The sequence below is a fragment of the Brachybacterium rhamnosum genome, assembly GCF_039526185.1.
GTDB classification, from domain to species: Bacteria; Actinomycetota; Actinomycetes; order Actinomycetales; family Dermabacteraceae; genus Brachybacterium; species Brachybacterium rhamnosum.
The window spans coordinates 276,315-299,720 of record NZ_BAAAIS010000003.1; the positions used below are offsets into that span (position 1 = coordinate 276,315).

Genomic DNA, 23,406 nt, shown 5'->3' on the forward strand with positions numbered 1-23,406 from the left:
AGGCTCTCCTGCCCGCCTGGGAGAACGCTCATCGATCGATCTCCTGGGCGACGAGGCCCCGGCGCACGGCGAGGATCGCGGAGCGCGCCACGTCCCCGAGCTGCTCGTCGACGGTGAGCTGGTCGAGCAGGTCGATCACCTGGCGGCAGTGCCGCACGAAGTCGCCGGCCGGCATGCCGGTGCCCTCGAGCGCGCCTGCGAGGTGCACGCCGCGCGCCCAGCGGTGCACGGTCGCGGCGACGGCCGGGTCCGGGGGCGGCGTCGCGTCGATGCCGTGACGGGTCTGCGCGGCCTGCAGCTGCTGCGCCGTGCGCGCCGTGGCCTCGAGGGCGGCGTCCACGGCGGCGTCGACGATGATCTCCGGGGCGCCGCCGTCGTCCCGTCGCGACTCGTGCACCGCCGCGGAGACCACGGCCGCGAGACCCGCGGCGTCCAGCCCGGCCCAGGCGCCGTGCTCGATGCACTCGGCGATCATGAGGTCGCGGTCGGAGAAGATCCGGCGCAGGCGCAGCCCGCGCTCGGTGGGGACGAGCTGCCCGTCCGCACCCTCGAGGTAGCCGAGCTCCTCGAGCAGCGCCGTGAGGCGGTCGAGCTCGCGGGCGAGGGAGCTCGTACGGCCCTCGATGCGGCGGTGCACGGAGGCGAGCTCCTTGCGGGTGCTCTCGTGTCGGTGCACCCAGCGCAGGTGCGCCTCGAGATCCGGGCACTGCGCGCACGGGTGCTCGGCGAGCTCCGCCTTCAGCGCGATCAGCGTCTCGTCCGTCGCGGCGGTCGAGGGTACGCGGCCGGCCCGCCGGCGTACGTCCGCCCGGGCGTCGTCGTGGCCGGCGAGGTGCTGGCGCAGCGCGGCGGCGGTGTCCCGCCGCACCTTCGCCGCGGAGAGGGTCTCCGCCCGGGGCAGCTTCATCGCGTCGATGACGGCCGGCGAGGAGGGGAGGTCCGACGGGCGGATCGTGCGGCGACGGCCCTCGGTGTCCAGCAGCTGCACCTGGGGCCCGCCGAGCACGGCGGTGTCCACGTCGAGCACGACCGCGTAGCCGCGTCGCTTCCCGCCGGGCAGTGCGAGGATCTCGCCGCGCCGCAGCCCCTTCAGGATGCCCGCGGTCCGGTCGCGGTCGCGCTCGGCGCGGTGGCGGGAGAGCACCTTCTCGCGGTCCGCGATGCGGTCCCGCAGCGCGGCGTAGCCCAGCAGGTCGCCGCGGTCGCAGTCGAGCGCCTCGCGGTAGGAGGCGGCGGTGTCCTCGAGCTCGCGGGCGCGCCGGGCGAGGCCCACGACGGAGCGGTCCGCCTGGAACTGCGCGAAGCTCGTCTCGAGGGTCTCCCGGGCGCGGGAGAGGTCGAAGCGCTCGAGCAGGTTCACGGCCATGTTCGCGGTGGGGCGGAAGGCCGAGCGCAGCGGGTAGGTGCGCCGGGAGGCGAGGGCGGCGACCCCGGAGGCGTCGAAGCGGGGCCCGGCGAGCACGACGGCGTGGCCCTCGGTGTCGATGCCGCGGCGGCCCGCTCGCCCCGTCAGCTGGGTGTACTCCCCCGGGGTGAGATCGGCGTGCTCGACGCCGTTGAACTTCACGAGCTTCTCGAGCACCACGGAGCGGGCGGGCATGTTGATGCCCAGCGCGAGGGTCTCCGTCGCGAAGACGACCTTCACGAGGCCGGCGGCGAAGAGCTCCTCGACGACGGTCTTCAGGAGCGGCAGGATCCCGGCGTGGTGGGCGGCGTAGCCGTCGAGGGCCGCACGGCGGAAGGCATGGATGCCCAGCACTTCCTCGTCCTCGATCCCGATCGTGGAGAGGCGCTCGTCGAGCACGCGACGGATCCGGAGCCGCTCGTCCTCGCTCGTGAGGCGGAGCCGTCCCTGGGCGCACTGCCGCACCGCGGCCTCGCATCCCGCGCGGGAGAAGATGAAGACGATCGCGGGGAGCAGGGCGGCGTCGTCGAGCATCGAGATGACCTCGGTGCGGCGCGCGGGGCGCGGCAGCCCACCGCGATGGTCGCGATGGTCCCGGCCGTCCCTGCTGTACCGGTCGCGATCACCGCCGCGGTGCTCGCCACCCCGGGGATCCCCGCCGCGGTGGTCACCGCCACGATGGTCGCTCCCCCGATGATCGCCGCGTCCGCCCCGACCGGCACCGCGACCCCGGCCGCCGCCGTGCCGCTGGCCGCTGCCGCGAGGGCGATGGCGACCGCTCGTGCCGCGACGGCCCGAGTAACCGCGGCCGCCGCCGTCGGCCGGGAGGGAGACCGAGGCGATCTGCTGGATCTGCGGGTTCACGAGGCGGTCGCTGCGCGCCCCCGGGCCATGGGAGACGACCGGTTCCCCGGCGTCGTCGACGAAGAGGTCCAGGAGCTCGTCGCCCACGACGACGTGCTGCCACAGCGGCACGGGCCGCGTCTCGGAGACCACGATCCCGGTGTCGCCCCGGACCTCCTGCAGCCAGGCGCCGAACTCCTCCGCGTTGGAGACCGTCGCGGAGAGCGCCACGAGCTGCACGGCGCGGTCGAGGTGGATGATGACCTCCTCCCAGACCGGCCCGCGGAGCCGGTCGGCGAGGTAGTGCACCTCGTCCATGACCACGAAGCCGAGGCCCTCGAGCAGCGGGGAGTCCGCGTAGAGCATGTTGCGCAGCACCTCGGTGGTCATGACGACCACCTCGGCGTCCGGCCGCACGGAGGTGTCCCCCGTCAGCAGTCCCACGCGCTCCGCACCCAGCCACTCGGACAGCTCGCCGTGCTTCTGGTTCGAGAGCGCCTTGATGGGCGCCGTGTAGAACACCTTGCGGCCCTGGGCGAGCGCGAGGTGCACCGCGAACTCCCCCACGACCGTCTTGCCGGCGCCCGTGGGCGCGGCGACGAGCACGGAGCGGCCGGACTCGAGCTCCTGGCAGCCCTCGAGCTGGAAGGGGTCCAGCGCGAAGGGGAAGCGGCCGGTGAACCTCCCGAGCTCGGAGGCGTCGAGGCGTCGCTGCGCGGCCCAGGCCGCGTACTGCTCGGACGGGGAGGTCATGGCTGCTCCTTGCGGTCGTGCCCCTCCGGTGCGGCGGCCTCGGCGGGGCGCAGGGCGTCGGGATCCACGAGCAGTCGGACGGCGCCGGGCAGCACGCGGACGGTGAGCGGGAGCTGCGCGGCGGCCTCGCCGTCCGCGTAGGCGCGCTGGCCCTCCCCCGTGCGCAGACCGACGGTGACCTCGTGGACGGGACGCACGGCGAAGCCGGGCACGCCCGTGTGGGTGCCGCGGAACACCCGCGGGAAGAAGCGCAGCAGCTTCGCCCGGCCGACGCCGGTGAGCGTGACGAGGTCCGCCGCGCCGTCGTCCATCCGGGCGTTCGGCACGAGGTGCATGCCGCCGCCGTACCAGCCGGTCGAGCAGATCGAGAGCAGGGACGTCTCGATCTCCTCGCGGGGACCGCCGTCCACCTCCATCCAGAAGGGGCGGTCGCGCAGGGTGAGCAGCTCGCGCAGGACGGCGGCGGTGTAGCGGGTCGAGCGGCCCCGACGGTAGCTGTTCGCCCGCGCGTTCACCTGGGCGTCGAAGCCGATGTTCACCGTGCCCAGGGCGACGGAGCGGTGGTGGGGCACCTGGTCCCCGGCGGAGACCACCTCGAGCGCGTCGACGCTCACCGCAGGGCGCGAGAGGGCGTGGAGGAGGGAACGGGTGGAGGCCTCCGGATCGTCCACCGGGAGGTCCAGCGCGCGGGCGACGTCGTTGCCGCTGCCGGCGGGGACGATGCCGAGGCGCACGGGGGTCCCGGCGACGATCTCCGCCCCGAGGGCGACGGTGCCGTCACCGCCCACGACGACGAGCGCGGTGAGCGAGTCGCGGACCTCGAGCGCGCGGGCCCGGGCGACGTGCATCGTGGGACCGGAGAGGTCCACCACGGACACGCCGGCGAGGCGCAGCAGCTGGCCCACCTGGCGACCGACGCGGTGGGAGGCGCCGAAGGCGGCGGCGGGATTGGCGAGCAGGCCGACCCGGAGACGGCTCACCGGCCCTCACCGTCGTCGTCGAGGTCCGAGGGTCCGTCGATGCTGCTCGCGACCTCGTCGTCGAGCTCCTCGTCCTCGACCCGGGGGTGGCGGCGGTCGTGGATGAGCGCGATCCCGACGGCGGCGAAGAAGAGCGAGGAGATCGCGAGGGACATGCCGATGAGGGTGATGGGCTCCGGGGTGGGGACCATGACCGCGGTGAAGGCGAAGCAGAGGAAGATCACCCAGCGCCAGGCCCGCAGCATCGTCTTCCCGCGGAGGATCCCGAGGAAGTTCAGCAGCACGAGCACGACCGGCATGACGAAGGCGATGCCGAAGGCGAGCATGGTCTTCACGAGCAGGGCGAGGTACTCGTTGTAGGTGATGTACTGGACGACGGTGTCGCTGTCCGGAGTGAAGCTCAGCATCACGGGGACCAGCTGGTTCACGGCCCAGTAGCCGGCGACGCAGCCCAGGAAGAACAGCGGGATCGCGCTGCCGAAGAAGCCGATCGCGTACTTGCGCTCGTTCCTGTGCAGGCCGGGCATGACGAACAGCCAGATCTGCAGCATGATCATCGGGCTCGCGAGGATGATGCCCACGTAGGCGGACATCTGGAGCCGCACGTTCAGGCCCGTGCCCACGCCCTGGAAGTTGAGATCCGCCTTCAGCCCCTGGGCGGCGGCCTCGGTGAAGGGACGCTGCAGGGCGTCGAAGACCCAGGGATAGCTGAGCCAGCCGATGATCGAGAGCAGCACGATCGTGATCGCGGAGATCACGAGCCGGTTGCGCAGCTCGATGAGGTGCTCGCCGAGGGACATGCGTCCCTCGGGATCCTTGGGGTGGCGACCCTTCTTGGGGGTCCCCTGGGCCTGGGTGTCACTGGCCACGGACGTGCTTCCTCCCGGCAGTCGCGGTCCGGGCCGTCACCGGCCCGGACCCCTGACCTCGTCGGGCGACGAGGTGATCAGTCGCGGCGGTACGAGTCGTCCTCGTCGCGCGGGGCGCGGACGGGGGTCGTCTCGTCGGCGGTGTCGCGGGGGTCGTACTCGCGGCTGCGCTCGGAGGTGCGCTCCGTGCTGCGTCGCACGGGGCGGTCGTCCTCGTCGTCCTCGTCGGAGGACCTGTCGTCGCCGCGCATCTCCTCGACCTCGCTCTTGAAGATGCGCATCGACTTGCCGACGTTGCGCGCGAGGCTCGGCAGCTTGCCGGCGCCGAAGAGCAGGACGACCAGGATCAGAAGCACCACGATCGCGACCGGGCTCTTGAAGAAGCTCATGGGGGTTACCTTTCAACATCGCCGTGGTCGTCACGGCTCGGGCCATGGTCCCACATCGGACCGGGTGCAGCCCGGGAGGCTCCGGAGGGGGCTCCGCCCACCGCTCGGCGGGCGGTCCCAGGGTAGTCCCTGGACCTAGGAATGGTGTGCCATGGCGGTGCGCGCCACGGTCACGATCGTGTCTCTCAGCGAAGGAGGCGAGAGCACCGTCGCCGCGCCCGCGGTCTCGAGGACCGCGTCCACGAGCGGGGCCCGCAGCGGGTCGTCGAGCCGTGCGTAGACCACGGCGCCCTCGCCGTCACGCAGCGCGGTGGCCTCGAAGGACTCCGCGATCCAGCGGGCCGGCGGCTCGAGCCGCAGCCAGGTCCCCTCGAGCGCGCTCTCGGGGTCGCTCCCGACCACGCCCCGCAGATCGGAGGCGTCCTCGCCGGGCAGCGCCGGATGCTGCTCCGCCCCCGGTTCGGGGAGCTCGACGATCCTGTCCAGGCGGAAGCGCCGCTCGGCGCCTGCGAGCTCGCAGTGGGCGAGCAGGTAGGAGCGGGCGCCGTCCGTCTCGAGCCGCAGCGGGCGGATCCGGCGCACGCTCGTGCCGGGACGGTCGGAGGCGGAGTAGCGGATCATCAGCAGGGAGCCGGGGTCGTCGTCGGTCGCCCGCAGCGCGGACTGCACCTCGGCCAGCACGGCGTCGGCGCGATGGGCGGTCCGCTCCTCGGGGCGCTCCTGGAGCTCGGCGTGCGACGGCGGCTCGGCGCCCGCGCCCTCGGCCCCCGGGGCGTCCGCCTCCTTCGCGAGGGCCCCGCCCCCCGCAGGCGCCGCGACGGCGGGACGGTCCAGTCCCGCCGCGGCGAGCAGCGTGGCGCGTGCGGAGGCGATCGCCTCGGCCGCCTCCCCCGCCGTGGCCTCGAGCGCCGCGAGGCCGGCGAGCAGCGCCGTGACCTCGACCGCGCTCAGGCGCAGGGCGCGACGCAGCGGCTCCGCGTTGCGCACGCGCACCACCCCGTGCTCCCACTCCGCCTCGATGAGGTCCTCCCAGCCCGTGCCGAGGTCGCCGCACAGGAAGAGCACCTGGAGATCGGCGGTCACCTGCTTCTCGGTGACCCCGAGCGCCTCGGCGAGCTCGACGAGCTCGACCTCGCCGCGCTGCATGACGTAGGAGGCCACGGCGATGAGCCGGGAGACGTCGTCGTTGCTCGAGCTCGAGACGCGGATCCGGGAGGCCGTGCGCTCGGCGGCGGCCTCGAGGGGGGCGAGATCGGCCGGTCCCTCGTGAGCCTCCGCGATCTGCGCGAGCACCTCGCGGATCTCCTGGCGCCACTCCTGCGGCGCGGTGACCTCGGTCCAGCGGATCTCGCCGAGCAGCAGCCGGCGCGCGGCGGCGCGGGGCAGCTCGGGCAGGGTCAGCTCGGGGGCGGCGAGATCGGCGCCCGCGCGATCGCGCAGGGCGAGCGCCTTGAAGGGCTCGGCGCGCAGCACGGCGCGGTCGCGGTCGTCCCCCGTGTGCATGCGGGAGAGGACCTCCTCGAGGTCCACCTGCTCCGGCCGGGGCCGGGCGGCCTCGCCGGCGGCGCGGGGGAAGGACTCGATGCGGGAGGCGCGGAACATCCGGACGTCCTCGCGACCGGTGTCCCATCCGTAGACGTACCAGTGGCCGTCGTGCACGCCCACCACCCAGGGCTCGACGGTGCGCTCGGCGACGGATCCGGTCGCGGCGCGATAGGAGAAGCGCACGCGGGTGCCGGCGGTGACGGCCTCGAGCAGCGGGCTCAGCACGGGGAGGGACTCGACCGCGCCGCGGGGCGTGCGGCGCAGCAGATCAGGATCGGCGTCGTGGCCGAGGCTCAGCAGCTTCGCCCTCACCCGCCGGGCGGCGCCGCCGGCGGCGGCCTGGTCCCAGGCCCGGCTCGCGGCGAGCAGCACGGTGTACTCCGCGGTGCTCAGATCCAGCACGGCGTCCTCGCGCGGCGAGGCGATGCGGTAGTAGACGGTGTTGTCGTCCAGGACGTCCGACTCGGTGACGAGCGGGAGACCGAGCTCGAGGATCGCTGCCTTGTCGCGCTCGAACATGCGCTCCGCCGCCTGGTCGCTCACCGCCTCCTTGTACTCGGGGATGACGGCGAACAGCTTCGCGCGGTCGATCCGACGGCGCGAGCCGATCGTCATGATGACGTTGAGCAGTCTTTCCACACCTCGTGCAGCCACCCGCCCAGGATAGTGGTCGCGGGCGCCCGCCCTGCGGATCTCCGTAGGATGGCGCGCATGCTGCGCTGGGAACGAGGAACCGTCGTCACGATCCTTCCCGCCTGGTCGGGGGTCGTGCGCTGCGAGGTGGAACTCGAGGGCGGCGAGCGGGTGCCGGCGCTCGCCTACCCGGAGCTCACGGGCGCCCCCTCCCCCGGCGAGGTGGTCCTCCTGAACACCAACGCGCTGCGGCGCGGCCTGGGAACCGGAGGGCAGGCCTTCGTCGTCGCCCGACCGGACTCCGTCGCCGCGACGGGCGAGTCCGCTGCCCAGCCGGACCCCGCCGGCCACATGGTCAAGGCGCGCTACACCCCGATGCAGACGGTGCTCGACGCGATCGACGACCCCGCGAGCCCGCATCATGCGCTGCTCCAGGACGCCGAGGACCTCGGCGGCATGCCCGTGGTCGTCACAGACCTCCACTCCGCGCTGCCCGCCGTCGTCGCCGGCATCCGGGAGACGGACCCGGACGCCCGGATCGTGCACGTGCACACCGACGCCGCGGCCCTGCCCGCGGCGTTCTCGCGCACCGCCGCCGAGCTCCGGGAGCGGGACCTCGTGCAGGGGGTCATCAGCTGCGGCCAGGCGTTCGGCGGCGAGCACGAGGCCGTGACCGTGCACTCGGCGCTGCTGGGCGCGCGCCACGTGCTGGACGCCGACGTCGTGATCGCGGTCCAGGGCCCGGGCACTCTCGGCTCGGGGACGCCGTGGGGTTTCTCCGGCCTCCAGCTCGTGGAGTCCCTGCATGCCGCCCATGTGCTGGGCGGGACCGTGCTCGCCGCGCTGCGGGTCTCCGAGGGCGACGCGCGGGAGCGCCATCATGGACTGTCCCACCATGCGTCGACGACGCTCGGCCGTGCGGCGCTCGCCCCGGCGCTGCTGCCTCTGCTCGCGCCCACCGATCCCCAGTACAGCGCTTTCCATGCGTCAGTCGCGGAACAGGTGGATTCGATGATCGTCGCACCGGCCCGTCGGCGCGGGGTCGAGCACCGGCGCCTCGAGGTGCCCGGTGACGGTCTGCGGGCGGCGCTCGAGCGGATCCCGGTGCGGCTGTCCACGATGGGGCGCTCGCTCGCCGAGGATCCCGCCGCGTTCCTCCACGGCGCCCTCGCGGGGCGCGCCGCGGCGCAGCGGATCACCCGCAGCTGAGCGCCGTCGCCCTGCGACGGGCGGTGGCGCGCCGGATCAGCCCAGGGTGCCGGGACGTGCCTCCCCGCGCTCGCGCACGAGCGCCGCGAGCCGGTGCGCGGCGGCGACGGCGCGACGGCCGTCCGCGCGCTGCAGGGCCATGGTGTCGAGGGTGGTGCCGTCCGCGAGGTCGAGGTGGGCCCACGGATCGCCCATCGGGAAGCTCACGCCCACGACCTCCGCCCACTCGACGGTGCGGGTGCGCAGGTGGTTCACGACGACGAGCGTGTCCGGGCGGGCGATCAGCCGCACCCGCGCCTCGAGGTGGCAGATGGCGAGCGCGACCACCCCGGCGCCCATCAGCACGGCGCGGCCGCCCGGGGTGAAGCCGGGGATGACGAGCGCCCAGAAGACGACGCCGGCGAGGGTGAGCACCCCCGTCGCGTAGCCCGCGACCCGGACCAGGCGGGGTCGCAGGACGATCGTCGGCAGCTCCTCATCGGTCATCGTGACCGCCCGGCCTCCTCAGATGCGGCAGGACTGGATCGCCGTCGCGAGGATCGCCCGCGCGCCGACGTCGTACAGCTCGTCCATCATGCGATGGGCGCCGCTCTTGTCCACCATGACACGGACGGCGGACCACTCGCCGCCGTGCAGCGGCGAGACCGTGGGCGACTGGAAGCCCGGCGAGACCGCGACGGCCCGCTCGAGCTGCGCGGTGGGGATGTCGTAGTCGAGCATGACGTAGCGGTGCGCGACGAGCACGCCGCGGATCCGCCGCTCGAGCACCTCGAGGGAGCGCGCGGCGGCGTCCTCGAGCTCGAGCTCCGGGCGGGAGAAGAGCACCGCCTGGCTCGTCATGATCGGGTCGCCGAAGGGCTCCAGGCCCGCCTGGCGCAGCGTCGTGCCGGTCTCGACGACGTCCGCGATCACATCGGCCACGCCGAGCCGGATCGAGGACTCGACGGCCCCGTCGAGGTGGACGACCTCGGCGTACACGCCGTGCTCCGCGAGGTGGTCCTCGACGAGGTTCTCGTAGCTCGTGGCGATCCGCAGACCCTCGAGCTCGGCGAGCTGGGAGCGGGTGCCGCTCGGCGCGGCGAAGCGGAAGGTCGAGCGGGCGAAGCCCAGGTCGAGGATCTCGCGCGCGGGGGTGCGGGAGTCCAGGAGCATGTCCTGGCCGGTGATGCCCACGTCCACGGTCCCCGAGCCCACGTACACGGCGATGTCGCGGGGGCGCAGGTAGAAGAACTCGACGTCGTTCTCGTGGTCGACGACCACGAGCTCCTTGGCGGTGCCGCGACGGCGGTACCCCGCCTCCTGCAGGAGGTCGGCGGCGGGCTCGGACAGGGCGCCCTTGTTGGGCACGGCGATGCGCAGCATGGAAGCTCCTCCGCCGCCGGGAGCGGCGGCGTGCTGGGTCGGGGGACGGAGGGGGACGGTCCGGGCGGGCCCGCCGGATCTGCGGGCCGGTCGCTCAGAGCTTGCGGTAGACGTCCTCGAGGGTGAGGCCCTTCGCGACCATCATGACCTGGACGTGGTAGAGCAGCTGGCTGATCTCCAGGGCGGCGTCGTCGTCGGTCTCGTGCTCGCAGGCCATCCAGACCTCTGCCGCCTCCTCCACGATCTTCTTGCCGATCTGATGGACGCCGCCGTCCAGCTCGCGGACGGTGCCGGAGCCCTCCGGTCGGGTCCGGGCCTTCTCGATGAGCTCGGCGTACAGCGCCTCGAAATCCTTCACGGGTCCAGGATACCGATCCCGGGGACCCGCCCGCGCCCGCGCCCGCCCTCCGGGCGGCGGTGAGGGCGCGGCGCGGTGCCGGGACGAGCGGTGGTGTGCGTCAGCTGCTGCGGCGCCGGCCGTGGCCGCCGCGGCCCACGGTGGGGTCCAGGTGCGCGGTCTCGACCGTCACTCCCCCGCCCTCGGCGTCCTGCCGGCGGCGCACCCGCCACCAGACGAAGAACCCGATCAGCGTGAACGCGCCGTAGAAGACGTACATGAAGGCGCTCGCCCAGTAGCCGGCGCTGATCAGCAGCGGCACGCCGACCACGTCGACGGCCACCCAGATCAGCCAGAACTCGACCCAGCCCTTGGCCATGCCGAAGGTCGCGAGCAGGGAGCCCATGAAGATCCAGGCATCCGCCCAGACCGGCTCGTAGGAGCCGAGCGCGCGGAACAGCGGGGTGAGGGCGGCCGTGCCGCCGACGAGGGCGACGAGCAGCAGGGCGCGGGTGCCCCAGGAGGCCCAGACGGGCTCGACGGCGGTGCCGCCGGAGTCCTTCGCCTGCTTCCAGCGGACCCAGCCGTAGACGCTCGTGACGATGAACATGATCTGGCGGCCCGCCTGGCCCAGCAGGTCCACGGCCTGTGGATCGCCGAACAGGGTGCCCATGAACACGGTGAGCAGGAGCAGGTTGCCGAGGATGCCGATCGGCCAGGCCCAGACCTTGCGGCGCATGCCGCCGAGGGCGCTGAGGAGTCCGAAGACGTTGCCGAGCACCTCGCGCCAGAGCAGGAACTGTCCGTTCCCGAGGTCGAGGCGGGCGGTGAAGAGCCACTGCAGAAGATCCATGTCGGTGCCTTTCTCCCGTCGGATGCAGTGACTCCGGGGGACAAAGCTGTGCCGGCACGGGAGGACGGACGCACGGAGGCGCCCGACCGCGTGCGGACGTGCGCCTCTCTTCCAGGCTGTACTGTCGGTGCCGGAATTCCACCGGCTCCACCGCCGGAGCGGGTCGCGGACTGTCACCGCCGGCTCGGACTTCCACCGACCCCGGAGCACGTCACGTTGCGTGACAGGGGAACTCTAGACCAGCCCGACGGGGACGACGACGCCCGTCCGCCGAGGGCGGACGGGCGTCGGACGAGGCACTCCTCAGGGGGATCACGCGGGGATCAGTGACCGGCGGCGAGCTCCCGCAGCACGGCGATCTCCTCCGCGGCGTCGCGCGCCTTGTAGATCGCGGAGCCGGCGACGAAGACGTTCGCCCCCGCCTCGGCGCAGCGCTCGATCGTCTCGCGCGAGACGCCGCCGTCCACCTGGATGGAGACCTGCAGGTTCGCCTCGCTGATCGCGCGGCGCGCGCGGCGGATCTTCGGGAGCATGCTCTCCAGGAAGCTCTGCCCGCCGAAGCCCGGCTCGACCGTCATGAGCAGCAGCATGTCGAACTCGCCGATGACGTCGAGCAGCGGCTCGACCGGCGTCGCCGGACGCAGCGCCACCCCGACGGCCGCGTTCTTGCGACGCAGCTCACGGGCGAGGCGCACCGGCGCCGCCGCCGCCTCGAGGTGGAAGGTGACCGAGGACGCCCCCGCCTCGGCGTAGACCGGCGCCTCGCGGTCCGCGTCGGCGATCATCAGATGCGCGTCCACGGGGATCGGGCTGCGCTCGACGATCTGCTCGACCATGCTCGCGCCGAAGGTGAGGTTCGGGACGAAGTGGTTGTCCATGACGTCGACGTGGACGCTGTCCGCGGTGGAGATCTTGTCGAGCTCCGCGCCGATGCTCATGAAGTCGGCGTTGAGGATGCTGGGGTGGATGTAGCGGCCGTCGGTCGCGTAGGCGGAGTTCATGAGGCCTTCGGTCCTTCCTCGGAGGGGGTCCTGCGCAGCAGGGCGATGAACATGGCGTCGGTCCCGTGCACATGGGGCCACAGCTGCACGGAGGGTCCCTCGCCGAGCTCGGCGGCCTCCTGCTCCTCGGGCAGGATGCCGGCGCGCACGGCGGGGCGGGCGTCGAGCTGCTCGACGTCGTCGCGGCGACGCAGGACGTCCGCCACGACGAGCCGGGTCTCCGCGAGGTGCGGCGAGCAGGTCACGTAGGCGACGACGCCGCCGGGGGCGGTCGCGTCGAGGGCGGAGCCCAGCAGGTCCCGCTGGAGCGCGCCGAGGTGGCCGATGTCGCCCGGGCTGCGGCGCCACCGCGACTCCGGGCGCCGGCGCAACGCACCGAGGCCCGAGCAGGGGACGTCCGCGAGGACGCGGGAGAAGCGGCCGGGCATCTGAGCGCCGATCGCGGTGCCGTCGCCGGTGCGCGTCTCGATCTCGCACCCCGCCTCGCGGAGCGTCGCGACGGCGCGGTCGACGAGCTCGGTGCGGTGGGGCTGCAGCTCGAGGGCGAGCAGGTCCGCGTCGTGGTCCACGGTGAGGCCGCCCAGCAGCGCGGTCTTGCCGCCAGGCCCTGAGCAGAGGTCCAGCCAGTGGGCGTCGTCCGCGGTGACGAGGTCGTCGGCGCCGAGGGCGAGGGCGAGCGCCATGAGCTGGCTGCCCTCGTCCTGGACGGCGGCGCGTCCCTGCTTGACGACGTCCATGCCGCCCGGGTCCCCCGAGGGCCAGGCCGCGCCGATCACGGAGAGGTGCCCGCGGGAGGCGCCCTCGTCGATCAGCTCATCGAGGTCGGTGAGACCCGGTCGCATGACGAGGGAGACGGCGGGGGCGGCGTTCTGGGCGGCGAGCAGGGCATCGATCTCGGACCGGTCGCGGCCGTGGCCGGCGAGGGCGTCGGAGAGCGCACGGACCACCCAGCGGGGATGCGAGTGCCGCACCGCGAGATGTCCGGTCTCGTCGCTCGCGCGATCCGGGGCCACCTCCTCGAGCCACTCCTCGAGCGTCCGCTCCCCCACCCGTCGCAGCACGGCGTTCGCGAAGCTCGCGGCCCCCGCGCCGACCTCCTGCCGGGCCAGCGCCACGGTCTCCGAGGTCGCGGCGTGCGGGGCGACCGCCATGTCCAGCAGCTGATAGGCGCCGAGCCGCATGACGTCCAGGAGATCCGGGTCGACGTCCTCGAGGTCGCGGTCGATGCAGGCGGCGAGCACGGCGTCGAGACGGCCCTGCGCGCGCAGGGAGCCGTAGAACAGCTCGGTCGTGAAGGCGGCGTCCCGGCCGGGGAGGCGGTGTCGGCGCAGCAGCTGCGGGAGCACGAGGTTCGCGTACGCGTCGTCCTCGCGCACCGTGCGCAGCCCCTCGAAGGCCACGAGCCGGGAGCCGGTGGTGCGACCACGGCGCTCGGAGGGCCGCTGCTGCGACCACCCGCGGCGCGGGCCGCCGCTGCCCCGGGAGCCGGAGCGCTCGTGGCCGTGCTGGTCCCGGCCGCGGCCCTGGCCGCCACGGCCCTGTCCGTCCCGGCCGTTCCCGCTGCGGCCCTGACCCCCGCGGCCCTGACCGCCGTGGCGGTCCCCGCCCGGGACGCCGGAGCGGCGCTGTCCGTCCTCGCGGCTCATGCGCGGTCCTCCTCGTTCTCGAAGCTGGTGCCGGGCTCGAGGCCGGCTCCCCGCGCCCAGTCCGCGGCGCGCATGGCCCGCTTCCCGGCGGGGGCGACGACCGACAGGGCGATCGGCACGGTGCCGGTGCCCACGAGCAGCTGCCGACGGGTCGCGACGAGCTCGCCGGGAGCGGCGGTGACGGAGGGCCCCGGTGCGGGCTCCTCGGTGCCGAGGGCCTTGAACCGCTCCCCCCGCAGCAGGGTCCAGGCGCCCGGGTCCGGGCTCATGCCGCGCACGTGCGCGTCGACCTCCTCGGCGGGGCGCGTCCAGTCGATGCGGGCCTCCGCGGTGGTGAGCTTCGCGGCGTGGGTCGCGGCGTCGTGGTCCTGGACGGTGAAGGAGGCCGTGCCGGCCTCGAGCGCGTCGAGGGCCTGCAGCAGGAGGCCCGCACCGTCGTGGGACATGCGCTCGAGCAGCTCGCCGGCCGTCTCGTGCGGGCCGATGGCCGTGGGCGCCGAGGCGATGACGTCGCCGGTGTCCAGGCCCTCCTCGAGACGGAAGACGCTCATGCCGGTCTCCCGCTGGCCCGTGAGCACGGCCCGCTGCGCGGGGGCGGCGCCGCGCCACGCGGGCAGCAGGGAGAAGTGCAGGTTGACCCAGCCGTGGGCGGGGATCGAGAGCGCGGCGGCGGGGACGAGGTTGCCGTAGGCGACGACCGGGGCGGCGTCCGGCGCGAGCGCGCGGATCTCCTCCTGCACAGCGGCGTCGCGGAGGGTGCGCGGCGTGAGCACGGGCACGCCCGCCTCGAGGGCGAGCTCCTTGACGGGGCTCGGGTGGAGGCGGCGACCGCGGCCGCGGGGGGCGTCGGCGCGTGTGAGGACCCCGACCACCTCGTGGGGGGAGTCGAGCAGGGCGCGCAGGGACGGGAGGGCGGCCTCGGGGGTGCCGGCGAAGAGCAGACGCATGATGGCTCGATTCTACGGGGACGGCAGGGTCAGAAGACGTCGGGCGGGTCGAGCCGCACCCGCAGCGAGCCCCGCTCCTTGCGGGCGGAGCGGCCCGCGACGCCCGAGCGCAGCGCGGTCGTCAGCTCCCGGGAGCGCGAGGGGGTGATCCTGACCACCGCGCGCGCCGTGCCCGCCTGGCCCGGACCGTCGAGGTCCACGGGGCCGAAGCGGTCCGTTCCGTCCGGGAGCTCGACGTTCTCCAGGAAGCGGCGGCAGGCGTCCCGGTCCCCGACGATCTCCGCGAGCCGGCTCGCGGGAGGCAGGTCCAGCTCGGCGCGGTCGGCGAGCACCCGGTCCAGGAACACCGAGGAGCGGTGGGCGACGAGGTCGCGGATCGCGGGGAGCGTCGAGGTGCCGACGACGAGCACCTCCCCGCCGTGCTCGGCGGTGCGCACGAGGGCGATCGCGTTGCGCCAGCGGCGCACCGCCTCGACGTCCGCGTCGTAGGCGGCGCGGGCGAGCATCGCGTCGGCGTCCAGCAGGAGGCCCGCGGCGAAGCCGCCCACGGGAGCGGGCTCCGCCCCGGGGGTCGCGACGACGATCCCGGCGGGGTCGACGTCGGCGTCCTCGAGCGGTCCGTGGGCGCCGCCGGCGACCTGGAGGCGTGCGGACGGGAAGGCGCGGGAGAGCTCCTCCGCGGTGCGCGTGGAGCCGACGACCATCGCCCGCACCTCGGTGCGATGGCACTCGGGGCAGCGGTAGCCGTCCTCCCGGCGACCGCAGACCCGGCAGTGCAGCGGGCCGGAGCGGCCCGTGAGCGAGAGCGGGGCGGAGCACTCGGGGCAGTGGCAGCGGGTGCCGCAGAATGTGCAGGCGATCGCCGGGACGTATCCCGATCGCGGCACCTGCACGAGCACGGGCCCGCGGGTGAGGCCCTCGCGGATGACCCGCAGCGCCTCGCGCGGCATGCGGGAGCGGCCGGAGGCGCCCTCGCGGTCACGCAGGTACTGGTCCATCGCGGTGATCCGGGGCCGCACGGCCGTCACCGGCGCGGGCAGCGGCTCGAGCCGGCGGAGGTAGCCGGCGGTCTCGAGGGCGCGCAGCGGCACGGACTCGCTCGAGGCGAGGAAGAGCAGTGCGCAGCGCTCCTCGGTGGAGCGCGCCTGCAGCACCGTGCGCACGTGCGGGTACGGGGCACGCGGCTCGGTGAGGAGGTCGTCGGAGGCGTCGTAGCAGATGACGAGAGCGAGATCGCGGACGGGGGCGAAGGCCGCGGAGCGGTTGCCGAGCACCACGCGGGTCGCGCCGCGCAGCACCCGCCGGAAGGTGCGGTAGCGCTTCTCCGGACCCTCGGTGCCGGCGAGCACCTCGTGGTCGACGCCGCGCTCCGTGAGCACGCGGGACAGCCGTGCCACGTCGCGCTGGTCCGGGGCGATGACGAGGGCGCCGCGGTCGGGGCCGAGGTCCTCGAGGGCTCCGGCGGTCACGGCAGTCCAGGGGTCGCCCGCGTCGAGGGTGAGGCTCGCGCGGGGCACGGGCCCCTCGGCACCGCCCGCGCGGGTCAGGAGGGCCGCGAGCCCCGGGTAGCGGTCGCCGGGGCGGGGCGGCGTCGGCGCGGCATCCGCTGCGGGAGCATCCTCGGTGTCGGTGTCGGTGTCGGTGTCGGTGTCGGTGTCGGTGTCGATCTCGGCATCGGCGGAGGCAGCCGCTTCCGCTTCCGCGGCCGACGCGCGGGCCGCGGCGGCGTCCCGCTCCGCGGCCGCCATCTCCCGATCGCGCTTCTCGGCGCGGGCGTGGCGCGGCGGCAGCGCGAGCCGGAGCACGTCGCCGACGGTGCCCGCGCAGCGATCGGCGACGTCCTCGCACACGCGCATCAGGGCGGACGGCACGACGACGTCCTCGGAGACGAGACGGACGAGCGGGGCGAGCGCGCGGTCCGTCGTCGGCGCGTCCCGCCGCTCGAGGACGATGCCCTCGGTGTCCTTGCCGGAGAAGCGGACCCGGACCCGCATGCCCGCCTCGGCGGCGGAGGTCTCGGCGGTGACCGCGTACTCGAAGGGGCGGTCCAGGTGCGGCAGCACCCCGATCAGCCGCACGGAGGCGACCGGCCGCTCCGGCGCGAGGGCGAAGCCGGCGGTGGTGCGCAGACCACCGACCCGGCCCGCGGAGTCGCGGGCCGGGTCGGTCGGGGCGGGCGCGGCGGGGGCAGGGGCCTCGAACAGGCCCTGCTGCTCCCCGCCCGACGCGTGGGCGGAGGGGCTCAGCGCTTGTGCACCGCCACCAGGTCGCACACGAAGACGAGGGTCTCGCCCGGGGCGATGACCGGCGGCGCGCCGTGGTCGCCGTAGGCCAGGTGCGCGGGGATGTCGAGGCGGCGGCGGCCGCCGACCTTCATGCCCTGCACGCCCTGGTCCCAGCCGGTGATGACCTGGCCCACGCCGAGCTGGAAGCGCAGCGGCTCGCCGCGGTCCCAGGAGGCGTCGAACTGCTCACCGGTCGAGTGCGAGACGCCGACGTAGTGCACGTCGACGACGTCGCCGCGGCCGGCCTCCTCGCCGTCGCCGACCGTCTCGTCGACGATCACGAGCTCGGTGGGCGCGGGGCCCTCGGGGGCGTCGATCTCGGGCTTGCTGCGGTTCATCGTTCCTCCGATGTTGGGGGTGGTCAGGCGTTGGTGTGGGCGGCGTCAAGGACGTCGACCACGAAGATCAGGGTCTGGCCCGCGAGCTCGGACCCCGAATCGGCAGGATAGGCCTCGTCACCGGGGATCACGAGCATGACCTGGCTGCCGACCTTGAGGTCCAGCAGGTTGTCGTCCCAGCCCGTGATGACCTGGCCCTGGCCCTGCACGAAGCTGAACGGGGCGCCGCGCTCCCACGAGGAGTCGAACTGCTCGCCCGTCTCCCAGGCCCAGCCGGTGTAGTGCATCGTCAGGTAGTCGCCCTTGCGGGTGGTGTCGCCGGTGCCCTCGATGAGCGCCTCGCGGACGGTCTTCGCGGGGGCGTCGCCCGAGCCGGGACCGTCGATCGCCGGGGCGCCGTCCTTGCCGAGCGTGACCTTCGGGTAGGAGCCCGAGGGCTTCTGCTCGGCGCCCTCGGCGCGCAGCGGGGAGACGACGCGGTCCACGTCGCCCACCTGGACGAGCGAGACGGCGTTGCCGCTGCTGTCCTGCTGCCAGCCGGCCATCGCGAAGCGGGAGCCCACCGCGACCGTCTGGAAGAAGGCGAAGGCCTCCGCCCCGAGGCCGTCGGAGGTGACCTGCAGGCCGCCCGCGGGAGCGCCCTGCCACCACGACTGGAGGGTCTCACCCGTGCTCGCGTCGACGTACATGCTGCGCATGATCACGGTGTCGCCCTCGGCGAGGGTCGCACCGTCGCCGGCCGCGATCACCCGGGCGTCCGCGGCATCGATGCTCAGCGGCGCGGTGAAGGAGACCGTCGGCTCGGAGCCGAGGTCGTCGCTCACGTCCACGCCGGAGAGCGCGGCGGCGCCGCCGCCGTCGGACCCGCCGTCGGAGGCGCTCGAGCCGCTGTCGTCCTTCGAGCAGGCGGCGAGGCCGATGGCGGCCGTCGCGGCCAGGGCGGTGGACAGCAGGGTGCGGCGACGGATCACGGAGGACCTTTCGGATCATGGGCCCCGGGGTGGGACACGAGGACCAGGGTACGGGGGCGCGCCGGGAGGGTTCACGCGGAAGCTGGGAAGCGGCGGCCGATGCGGCTCAGACGGCGCCGGGGGTCGGGGCACCGCCGCCGCGGATCCGCGCCAGGAGCGCGTCCACCTCGTCGCTGCGGGTCTGGAACGGGTCCAGGATCTGCACCGGCGCGGAGCCCGAGCGGGTCAGCCGCAGCGTGGTCCAGTCCACGACATGGTCCACCCCGTGCTCGAGCGCGGCCGTCACGACCTGCCCGCGCAGGTGGGCGCGGGTGCTCGCGGGCGCCGTCGTGACCGCCGCGGCGATCCGCTCCTCGTCGAGCACCGCCGGGGCGAGCCCGCGCCGGCACAGCGAGGCGAAGACCGAGCCGCTCGGGTCGATGTCGTGGTAGCCGAGGTCGAGGCGCTCGATCACCGAGTCGTCGAGCGCGACGCCGCGCCGCTCGACGACCTGGGAGACCAGACGCTCCTTGATGGCCCAGTCGAGGTGCTGCGCGGCCCAGGAGCGGTCCCCCGTGCGCACCGCGTCGAGCGCCTTCTGCCAGGTCTCGAGCACCCCCTGCTCGGCGGGCTCGGCGACGGTCGCCGCGAGGTCGAGCCAGCGCTGCTGCACCTCGAGCGCGGTCGTGGTGCCCCCGGCGGCGAGCTCGAGCGGCTCCGTCCCCGTGAGGTCACGGGCGACGACCCGGATCGCGGCGATGTCGTCCGCGAGCGCGAGCTCGGGGAGCGAGCGCCCTGACTCGATGAGCCGCAGCACGAGATCCGTGGTCGCGAAGCGCAGATGCGTCGAGACCTCGCTGCGCGTGGAGTCCCCGACGATCACGTGGAGGCGCCGGAACCGCGTGGGGTCGCCGTGCGGCTCGTCCCGGGTGTTGATGATCGGGCGGGTGCGCGTGGTCGCGGAGGAGACCGTCTCCCACATGTGGTCGCTGCGGCGCGAGAACACGAAGCGCGGGGTGCCGGGGGCGGTGGGCTCCCCGAGCGGACGGTCCACGACGACGCCGCCCGCGCCGGTGACGATCTGGCGGGTCACGAGGAAGGGCAGCAGGTAGCGCGGCAGCCGCGTGAACTCCCCGCGGCGGTCCACGAGGTAGTTCTCGTGGGAGCCGAACGCGTTGCCCTGGGAGTCGACGTTGTTCTTGAGCAGGTGGATGCGGGCGTCCTGGCCGTCCTCGGCCAGGCGCGCGTTCGCGGAGCCGACGAGCTCGGCGAGGATCCGCTCCCCCGCGGCGTCCTGCGCCACGAGGTCCCACCAGTCGTCGCACTCGGCGGTCGCGTACTCGGGGTGCGAGCCCACGTCCAGGTACAGGCGGGCGGCGTTGCGCAGGAAGACGTTCGAGGAGCGCCCCTGGGCCACGACCGGTCGGAACAGCTCCCGGGCGGCGGCCTCCGGCTCGAGGGCGCGCGTGCCGTCCGCCCGGACGCACACGAGCCCGAACTCGGTCTCCAGCCCTCCCACGCGGCGCCTCATCGGCTCACTCGCCGCCCTTCTGGACGAAGGAGCGCACGAAGGTCTCGGCGTTCTCCTCGAGCACGGCGTCGATCTCGTCGAGGAGGTCGTCGGCGCCCTGCGCCGAGGCGAAGGTCTGGCCGCCGGTGACGGCCTCGGACGCGTTCTCCTCGTCGTCGCCGGGACGCGGGGCGTTGATGCTCTGCTGGGACATGGTGGCCTTCTTCCGTCGTGGGGGTGGGTGGAGGTGGTGGGTCAGCGGTCGCCGACGGCGCGGTGCAGGGCGGTGAGCAGGGAGTCGAGGTCCTCGGCGGGGTCCACGCCGTGCTCCTCGCACCAGGCCGCCGATCCCAGCCGGGGATCGGCGAGGCGCAGGCGGTGGCCCTCCTCCTCGCCGGCGAGGGTGATGACGTCCCAGCCGGCGGAGGGCACGGCGCCCGGGTGATGGGTGATGAGCTGCCCGCGCAGGTGCGCGCGGGTGCTCGCGGGCGGGGTCGTCACCGCGGCGGCGACCTCCTCCTCGCTGACGAGCGTGCGGACCTGCCCGGCCGCCCGCAGCTTCTCGAACAGGCCCCGCCCGGGGCGGAGGTCGGAGAACTGGAGGTCGATCGCGAGCAGGCGGGGGTCCGCCCAGTCGAGATCCCCGTGGCGCCGCCGGTACTGCTCGAGCAGGCGCAGCTTCGCGATCCACTCGACGCGATCCGCGGCGAGCATCGGGTCCTGGGCGAGCAGGTCGAGCAGCTCGCCCCAGCTCGTGATCACCTGATCGGTCTCCGCGTCACCGCGATCGGCGACGGCGGCGACCGCGTCGAGGATCTCCCGCTGGATCTGCAGGGCGGTGAGGGAGCGGCCGTCGGCGAGCTCCACCGTGGTGCGCAGGCTCGGGTCGTGGCTGATCGCGCGGACCGCCGCGACCGGGTCGGCGAGGCGCAGCTCCGGGAGGATCGCCGCACCGGTGCGGTGCTGCGCCTCGAGCGCCGCGAGCACGAGGGAGGTCGTGCCGAGCTTGAGGAAGGTCGACTCCTCGAGGAGGTTCGCGTCCCCGATGATCACGTGGAGCCGGCGGAAGCGGCTCGCATCGGCGTGGGGCTCGTCGCGCGTGTTGACGATGGGACGGTTCAGGGTGGTCTCGAGGCCCACCTCCGCCTCCATGAAGTCCGCCCGCGAGGAGATCTGGAAGCCGGGCTCGGAGCCGCGGGTCCCGCGCCCCACCCGGCCGGCGCCCACGAGCACCTGCCGCGTGGTGAGGAAGGGCAGCAGCACCGCGACGACGTCCTCGAAGGGGACGGAGCGGTCCAGCAGGTAGTTCTCGTGGGTGCCGTAGGAGGCGCCCTTGCCGTCGGTGTTGTTCTTGTACAGCGCGACGTCGGGGATGCCGTCGGCCTGCCCGACGATCGCCATCGCCTCGCGGGCGACGAGCTCGCCCGCGCGGTCCGCGACCACGGCCTCCCGGGCGCGCAGCACCTCGGGCGCCGAGTACTCGGGATGGGCGTGGTCCACGTACCAGCGGGCGCCGCTGCGCAGCACGGAATTGCCGATCGAGCGGTGCACCGCCCAGGCGAGGACCTCGTCGTCGGTCCCCTCCGGGGCGACGTCGGATCCCCGGACGGGTCCGTCGAGCTCGACGCTCGGCAGGTGCGCGTCCTTCACCTCGTCGGTCAGCTGGGTGGGGTGGGCCGCGGCGCGCTGCAGCTCGAAGCCGCGCGCGTCCCGCAGCGGGGACTCGTCCCCGTAGTCCCAACGGACCCGGCGCCCGCGCTCCCCCTCCGCGGGGGCGAGCAGCGCATAGGCCGCGACCGTGAGGTGGCTGAGCAGGATCGCGCTGCCGGCCCCGGCGCGCGTGCGCTCCTCGAGGTCGACGTGGAGCACGCCGAACTCGGTCTCGATGCCCATGGGGCGCTCGGTGGTGAGGCCTCCGCCGCTCATCGCCGCTCCTCCTGCCCGGTCGTCCCGTCGGCATTCCGCGCATCGTCCTGACCGGTTCCCGCATCGGGACGCCGGAGCGGCACGATCGCCTCGACCCGCGCCCCGCGGTGCCCGGAGATCCTCGCCCACTCCTCGGGGTGGGCGGCGGAGGGCATGTCCTCGTTCTCGGAGAACTCGTCCGCCACGGCGTCCAGCAGGTGCTCCTCGCTCACCCCGGCGATCCCGGTGGTGAGCTGGTCCTTCACCGCGTTCTTCTTCGCGCGGTCCACGATGTTGCGCAGCGTCGCCCCGGAGACCACGTCGCGGAAGTGCAGGACGGCCTCGCCGCCGTCGGAGTAGTCGATCCGCACGAAGGCGGAGGCCGGGGAGTCGTCGTAGATGCGGGCGACGGCCGCGTCGAGCAGCGCCTCGCGGTCCCCGCGCAGCGGGACGTCCTCGTCGAGGTAGAGGCCCAGGATCTCGCGCCCCGCGGCGGCATCGGGGCGCTGCACGCGGATCTTCACGTCGAGCCGACCCGGGCGCAGGATCGCCGGGTCGATCATGTCCTCGCGGTTGGAGGCGCCGATGACGATCACGTTGTCCAGGCCCTCGACCCCGTCGATCTCCGCGAGCAGCTGCGGCACGATCGTGGTCTCGACGTCGCTCGAGAGCCCCGTGCCGCGCGTGCGGAACAGGGCCTCCATCTCGTCGAAGAAGATGACGACCGGGTGATGGGCGCTCGCCTTCTCGCGGGCCCGCTCGAAGACGAGCCGGATGGAGCGCTCGGTCTCCCCCACGTACTTGTTCAGCAGCTCCGGTCCCTTGACGTTGAGGAAGGCGGAGTTCTCGAGCGCCTCGGCGACGCTCACGCCGCGCACCTCCGCGGAGCGCAGCACGAGCTCGTGCGCGACCGCCTTCGCGATCATCGTCTTGCCGCAGCCGGGAGGGCCGTAGAGGAGCACGCCCTTGGGCGGTCGCAGGCCGTAGGTGCGGTACAGGTCCTGCTGCAGGAAGGGCAGCTCCACCGCGTCGCGGATCGTCTCGATCTGGCCGGAGAGCCCGCCGATCGACTCGAAGGCGACGTCCGGCACCTGCTCGAGGACGAGATCGGTGATCTCCGCCCGGTCGATGCGCTCGAGCACGAGCTGCGCCTTGAGGTCGACGAGCACGCTGTCCCCGGGATGCAGCAGCTCGTCCTCGAGCTCGCCGGAGCGGCGCAGCACGCGCGTGTCGTCCGGGGCGACGGCGACGAGCACCCGCGAGTCGGCGAGCGGCTCGACGACGGCGACGACGTTCCCTGCGTCACCGGGGGTGATCGTCTCGACGGCGGCGAGGGACTCGTTCAGCCGCAGCTCCATGCCGGGACGCAGCGCCTCGAGGTCCACCTCGGAGGAGGTCGCGACCCGCAGCCGCCGGCCGTTGTGCAGAACGTCGACGGTGGTGCCGTCGGTGCGCCGCAGGAAGGTCGCATAGGAGTTCGGCGGGTCGCCGATCCGCTCGAGATCCGCCTTGAGCTCGAGGATCTGCCCGCGGGCCGCGCGCAGCGCCGCGGTGAGCCGGTCGTTGCGGGTCGCGAGCTGCTCGAGCTCGGAGCTCATCTCCGCGTAGGTCTTCATGGCGCTCCTTCCGAGGGGGTGAGGGGTTCC

The 23,406-nt window shown here is 74.1% G+C and carries 20 protein-coding genes and 1 riboswitch; of the genes, 1 reads left to right on the top strand and 19 read right to left on the bottom strand.

All coding sequences use genetic code 11. The features are described from left to right. Window positions 1-28: 28 nt before the first annotated feature. The 5 genes from ABD080_RS11340 to ABD080_RS11360 form a co-directional block, all read right to left on the bottom strand. A complete protein-coding gene (locus ABD080_RS11340) occupies window positions 29-3,001 on the bottom strand; it encodes a DEAD/DEAH box helicase (protein ID WP_343905002.1) in 2,973 nt (990 codons plus the stop codon). After that, window positions 2,998-3,981 (bottom strand): diacylglycerol/lipid kinase family protein, encoded by a 984-nt coding sequence (locus ABD080_RS11345; RefSeq protein WP_343905004.1) that lies wholly within the window; start codon window positions 3,979-3,981, stop codon window positions 2,998-3,000. Before ABD080_RS11345 ends, ABD080_RS11340 begins: the two co-directional genes overlap by 4 nt. Then, complete coding sequence (gene tatC, locus ABD080_RS11350; protein WP_343905006.1) at window positions 3,978-4,850, bottom strand: twin-arginine translocase subunit TatC; 873 nt, start codon at window positions 4,848-4,850, stop codon at window positions 3,978-3,980. The genes ABD080_RS11345 and tatC overlap by 4 nt, the downstream gene beginning before the upstream one ends. 77 nt (window positions 4,851-4,927) lie before the next feature. Then, window positions 4,928-5,239, bottom strand: a complete 312-nt coding sequence (tatA, locus tag ABD080_RS11355; protein ID WP_264450900.1) for a Sec-independent protein translocase subunit TatA — start codon at window positions 5,237-5,239, stop codon at window positions 4,928-4,930. Between the two features lie 135 nt (window positions 5,240-5,374). Beyond that, window positions 5,375-7,438, bottom strand: coding sequence for a WYL domain-containing transcriptional regulator (locus ABD080_RS11360; RefSeq protein WP_343905009.1), 2,064 nt, complete (start codon window positions 7,436-7,438; stop codon window positions 5,375-5,377). 57 nt (window positions 7,439-7,495) lie between these two features. Between ABD080_RS11360 and ABD080_RS11365 the strand changes: the two genes are divergently transcribed. After that, on the top strand, window positions 7,496-8,626 hold the full coding sequence (locus ABD080_RS11365) for a DUF3866 family protein (RefSeq protein WP_343905011.1): 1,131 nt from the start codon (window positions 7,496-7,498) through the stop codon (window positions 8,624-8,626). Between the two features lie 36 nt (window positions 8,627-8,662). Here ABD080_RS11365 and ABD080_RS11370 read toward each other — a convergent pair whose 3' ends face one another. The 14 genes from ABD080_RS11370 to arc form a co-directional block, all read right to left on the bottom strand. Next, window positions 8,663-9,112 carry a PH domain-containing protein gene (locus ABD080_RS11370; protein ID WP_343905013.1) on the bottom strand — a complete coding sequence of 150 codons (450 nt, stop codon included), beginning with the start codon at window positions 9,110-9,112 and terminating at the stop codon, window positions 8,663-8,665. An 18-nt stretch (window positions 9,113-9,130) separates the two neighbouring features. Next, window positions 9,131-9,988, bottom strand: a complete 858-nt coding sequence (gene hisG / locus ABD080_RS11375; protein WP_343905015.1) for an ATP phosphoribosyltransferase — start codon at window positions 9,986-9,988, stop codon at window positions 9,131-9,133. A 94-nt stretch (window positions 9,989-10,082) separates the two neighbouring features. After that, window positions 10,083-10,346 (bottom strand): phosphoribosyl-ATP diphosphatase, encoded by a 264-nt coding sequence (locus ABD080_RS11380; protein ID WP_137770779.1) that lies wholly within the window; start codon window positions 10,344-10,346, stop codon window positions 10,083-10,085. 100 nt (window positions 10,347-10,446) lie between these two features. Continuing rightward, window positions 10,447-11,178, bottom strand: coding sequence for a nicotinamide riboside transporter PnuC (gene pnuC, locus ABD080_RS11385; RefSeq protein ID WP_343905017.1), 732 nt, complete (start codon window positions 11,176-11,178; stop codon window positions 10,447-10,449). A gap of 95 nt (window positions 11,179-11,273) precedes the next feature. Beyond that, window positions 11,274-11,391: riboswitch (FMN riboswitch) on the bottom strand. A gap of 110 nt (window positions 11,392-11,501) precedes the next feature. Beyond that, window positions 11,502-12,179, bottom strand: coding sequence for a ribulose-phosphate 3-epimerase (rpe, locus tag ABD080_RS11390; RefSeq protein ID WP_137770777.1), 678 nt, complete (start codon window positions 12,177-12,179; stop codon window positions 11,502-11,504). Continuing rightward, window positions 12,176-13,825 (bottom strand): RsmB/NOP family class I SAM-dependent RNA methyltransferase, encoded by a 1,650-nt coding sequence (locus tag ABD080_RS11395; RefSeq protein ID WP_343905020.1) that lies wholly within the window; start codon window positions 13,823-13,825, stop codon window positions 12,176-12,178. Before ABD080_RS11395 ends, rpe begins: the two co-directional genes overlap by 4 nt. Beyond that, complete coding sequence (gene fmt / locus ABD080_RS11400; RefSeq protein ID WP_343905022.1) at window positions 13,822-14,772, bottom strand: methionyl-tRNA formyltransferase; 951 nt, start codon at window positions 14,770-14,772, stop codon at window positions 13,822-13,824. Before fmt ends, ABD080_RS11395 begins: the two co-directional genes overlap by 4 nt. Before the next feature lie 29 nt (window positions 14,773-14,801). Continuing rightward, window positions 14,802-17,045: a primosomal protein N' family DNA-binding protein gene (locus ABD080_RS11405; protein WP_343905024.1), complete on the bottom strand. Its 2,244-nt coding sequence runs from the start codon at window positions 17,043-17,045 to the stop codon at window positions 14,802-14,804. Then, on the bottom strand, window positions 17,015-17,395 hold the full coding sequence (locus ABD080_RS11410; protein ID WP_343905026.1) for an FKBP-type peptidyl-prolyl cis-trans isomerase: 381 nt from the start codon (window positions 17,393-17,395) through the stop codon (window positions 17,015-17,017). The genes ABD080_RS11405 and ABD080_RS11410 overlap by 31 nt, the downstream gene beginning before the upstream one ends. A gap of 23 nt (window positions 17,396-17,418) precedes the next feature. Next, window positions 17,419-18,366, bottom strand: a complete 948-nt coding sequence (locus ABD080_RS11415) for an FKBP-type peptidyl-prolyl cis-trans isomerase (RefSeq protein WP_343905028.1) — start codon at window positions 18,364-18,366, stop codon at window positions 17,419-17,421. Between the two features lie 106 nt (window positions 18,367-18,472). Beyond that, window positions 18,473-19,876 carry a Pup--protein ligase gene (pafA, locus tag ABD080_RS11420; RefSeq protein WP_343905030.1) on the bottom strand — a complete coding sequence of 468 codons (1,404 nt, stop codon included), beginning with the start codon at window positions 19,874-19,876 and terminating at the stop codon, window positions 18,473-18,475. Between the two features lie 4 nt (window positions 19,877-19,880). Then, window positions 19,881-20,069: a ubiquitin-like protein Pup gene (locus ABD080_RS11425; protein WP_343905033.1), complete on the bottom strand. Its 189-nt coding sequence runs from the start codon at window positions 20,067-20,069 to the stop codon at window positions 19,881-19,883. A 41-nt stretch (window positions 20,070-20,110) separates the two neighbouring features. Then, a complete protein-coding gene (gene dop / locus ABD080_RS11430; RefSeq protein WP_343905035.1) occupies window positions 20,111-21,781 on the bottom strand; it encodes a depupylase/deamidase Dop in 1,671 nt (556 codons plus the stop codon). Next, a complete protein-coding gene (gene arc, locus ABD080_RS11435; protein WP_343905037.1) occupies window positions 21,778-23,376 on the bottom strand; it encodes a proteasome ATPase in 1,599 nt (532 codons plus the stop codon). The genes dop and arc overlap by 4 nt, the downstream gene beginning before the upstream one ends. Window positions 23,377-23,406: the final 30 nt, after the last annotated feature.

What these genes read in the sequence shown, in the direction of transcription:
- ABD080_RS11340 (WP_343905002.1), bottom strand. Translation starts at nt 3,001, where the DNA reads ATGACCTCCCCGTCCGAGCAGTACGCGGCCTGGGCCGCGCAGCGACGC.
- tatA (WP_264450900.1), bottom strand. Translation starts at nt 5,239, where the DNA reads ATGAGCTTCTTCAAGAGCCCGGTCGCGATCGTGGTGCTTCTGATCCTG.
- ABD080_RS11365 (WP_343905011.1), top strand. Translation starts at nt 7,496, where the DNA reads ATGCTGCGCTGGGAACGAGGAACCGTCGTCACGATCCTTCCCGCCTGG.
- ABD080_RS11370 (WP_343905013.1), bottom strand. Translation starts at nt 9,112, where the DNA reads ATGACCGATGAGGAGCTGCCGACGATCGTCCTGCGACCCCGCCTGGTC.
- hisG (WP_343905015.1), bottom strand. Translation starts at nt 9,988, where the DNA reads ATGCTGCGCATCGCCGTGCCCAACAAGGGCGCCCTGTCCGAGCCCGCC.
- pnuC (WP_343905017.1), bottom strand. Translation starts at nt 11,178, where the DNA reads ATGGATCTTCTGCAGTGGCTCTTCACCGCCCGCCTCGACCTCGGGAAC.
- rpe (WP_137770777.1), bottom strand. Translation starts at nt 12,179, where the DNA reads ATGAACTCCGCCTACGCGACCGACGGCCGCTACATCCACCCCAGCATC.
- ABD080_RS11395 (WP_343905020.1), bottom strand. Translation starts at nt 13,825, where the DNA reads ATGAGCCGCGAGGACGGACAGCGCCGCTCCGGCGTCCCGGGCGGGGAC.
- fmt (WP_343905022.1), bottom strand. Translation starts at nt 14,772, where the DNA reads ATGCGTCTGCTCTTCGCCGGCACCCCCGAGGCCGCCCTCCCGTCCCTG.
- ABD080_RS11410 (WP_343905026.1), bottom strand. Translation starts at nt 17,395, where the DNA reads ATGAACCGCAGCAAGCCCGAGATCGACGCCCCCGAGGGCCCCGCGCCC.
- pafA (WP_343905030.1), bottom strand. Translation starts at nt 19,876, where the DNA reads ATGAGGCGCCGCGTGGGAGGGCTGGAGACCGAGTTCGGGCTCGTGTGC.
- ABD080_RS11425 (WP_343905033.1), bottom strand. Translation starts at nt 20,069, where the DNA reads ATGTCCCAGCAGAGCATCAACGCCCCGCGTCCCGGCGACGACGAGGAG.
- dop (WP_343905035.1), bottom strand. Translation starts at nt 21,781, where the DNA reads ATGAGCGGCGGAGGCCTCACCACCGAGCGCCCCATGGGCATCGAGACC.
- arc (WP_343905037.1), bottom strand. Translation starts at nt 23,376, where the DNA reads ATGAAGACCTACGCGGAGATGAGCTCCGAGCTCGAGCAGCTCGCGACC.